The organism is bacterium (assembly GCA_030654305.1).
Lineage (GTDB): Bacteria > Krumholzibacteriota > Krumholzibacteriia > LZORAL124-64-63 > LZORAL124-64-63 > PNOJ01.
Map to the genome: position 1 here is coordinate 1 of JAURXS010000318.1, position 1,825 is coordinate 1,825.

Annotated in this window: 4 protein-coding genes; 2 read left to right on the top strand and 2 right to left on the bottom strand. The window is 72.7% G+C overall.

What is annotated here, in order from left to right; genetic code table 11:
* A partial coding sequence (locus Q7W29_09090) for a hypothetical protein (protein MDO9171972.1) occupies positions 1 to 281 on the bottom strand: 281 nt, incomplete at its 3' end.
* 240 nt (positions 282 to 521) lie between these two features.
* Positions 522 to 971, bottom strand: coding sequence for a hypothetical protein (locus tag Q7W29_09095; GenBank protein ID MDO9171973.1), 450 nt, complete (start codon positions 969 to 971; stop codon positions 522 to 524).
* A 140-nt stretch (positions 972 to 1,111) separates the two neighbouring features.
* Between Q7W29_09095 and Q7W29_09100 the strand changes: the two genes are divergently transcribed.
* Positions 1,112 to 1,576, top strand: coding sequence for an SRPBCC family protein (locus tag Q7W29_09100; protein MDO9171974.1), 465 nt, complete (start codon positions 1,112 to 1,114; stop codon positions 1,574 to 1,576).
* Positions 1,573 to 1,825 (top strand): DUF523 domain-containing protein (locus tag Q7W29_09105; GenBank protein MDO9171975.1); only part of this gene is annotated, 253 nt, incomplete at its 3' end. The genes Q7W29_09100 and Q7W29_09105, both read left to right, overlap by 4 nt.

Consider the following 1,825-nt stretch of genomic DNA (forward strand, 5'->3'; position numbering starts at 1 on the left):
AGCGCGCCGGTCGAGGTCGCGCCGCTGACGCTCCAGGTGCGGGACGGGTTGGTGACGCCGGCCGTCCAGCCGGCGGGGATCACGCCGTCCTCGAAGCCCTCGAACAGCGAACGGCTGCCGAGCAGGGGCGAGCGGCTGGAATACGCCGGCCCGTGCGTGCGGTTCATGTCCAGGAAGCTCTTCAGGTCGAGACGCTGGTCCTTGCTCTCCTGCCCGGCGATCGCCGTGGCGGCGGTCAGGCAGACCAGCAGGACCGTCAGGGTCGTTGTCCATTTCCTCATGGATACCTCCTCGTCGCAAGTCGCCGATGCCCGCGCTGCGGGACGAGGAGGACATGCAAGATTTCAGCCGGAATGACGGATCGGCGGGGAAAAATGCGCCGGCCGGTGCGGCCGCGGCGGCGTTCCCCGGGAGGGAGGGTCGTTCCCCATGCTTCCCGATCGTGCCGCGGGGGGGGCGGGGGGCGCGGGGAGGCGCCCCCTGGGAGGCCCGGGACGGGGGATGCAGGACGCGAATGTCGGTCAGGAATCGGCCGGATTGTGCCGGGTCCGGCGCCAGGCCCCGCCGAGCAGGACGCCGGCCGCCCCGACCAGGGGGATCGCGTAGCGATACCAGGCCGGCTGGACGGCGTAGGAGGCGGCCTCGAACACGCCCAGCTCGGCGATCGGCTTCTCGAGCGGCGGGCGCACCGGCGCCGGTCCGAAGGCCGACAGCCCGCCGAGCACGAGCACGACGCCCGCCAGGAGCGGCACCGCGTGCGGCGAGAACCGCGCGGCGACACGCCCGCCGAACCCGGCGCAGACCAGGCCGATCACGACGCTCAGCAGCGACCAGCCCGTCGAGGTGTCCAGCGATCCCTCGCGGAAGGCGAACCCGGGGCCGGTCGCCAGCCAGGCCAGACTCATCAGAATGACGACCATACCCGCCAGAACGAGGTACCCCAGGACGAGACCGGCGGCGGCGCGCAGCATGACGACCTCCCCCGCCGCCCGCGCGGGGCGGCGACCCGGCCAGCATAGACGGTCCGCCCCCGCGCGGGCCAGCCCGAATTGCGAACTAGGCCGCCGGCCCCGGCCGTGCGATCCTGCGGATCTGACCGGGAGGCAACCGCATGCGCGTCCACGAGATCGTCACCGAGCAATTCGTGCCGCGGCCGCGCGCGGAGGTCTTCGGCTTCTTCGCCGAGCCGGAGAACCTGGCGCGCATCACCCCTCCCTGGCTCGGCTTCCGCATCCTGACCCCCTCGCCGATCGCCATGAAGGAGGGGGCGCTCATCGACTACGTCGTGCGGCTGGGCCCGCTGCCGACGCGCTGGCGCACGCTGATCACCCGCTACGAGCCGCCCGCCCTGTTCGTGGACGAGCAACTCGCCGGGCCCTACAGCTTCTGGCACCACACCCACACCTTCGCCGAACGCGACGGGGGCACGCTGATCGGCGACCACGTGCGCTACGGGCTGCCTTTCGGGCCGCTGGGCGAGCTCGTGCACGGCCTGGCGATCCACCGGCAGCTGCGGGCCATCTTCGCGCACCGCCGGCGCGTGCTCGATGAACTCTATCCGGGAGGCGCCTCGTGACGGAGCACGATCACGACAGGATCCGCGTCGGCGTCAGCTCCTGCCTGCTGGGCCGGAAGGTGCGCTTCGACGCCGGCCACAAGCACGACCGCTACCTCACCGACGAGTTGGGCCGCTGGCTGGAGCTGGTGCCGGTCTGCCCGGAGGCCGAGGTCGGCATGGGCATCCCCCGCGAGTCGGTCCACCTGACGGGCGACGCCGCGGCGCCGCGCATGGTCGGCAGCCGCAGCGGCGAGGACTGGACCGAGC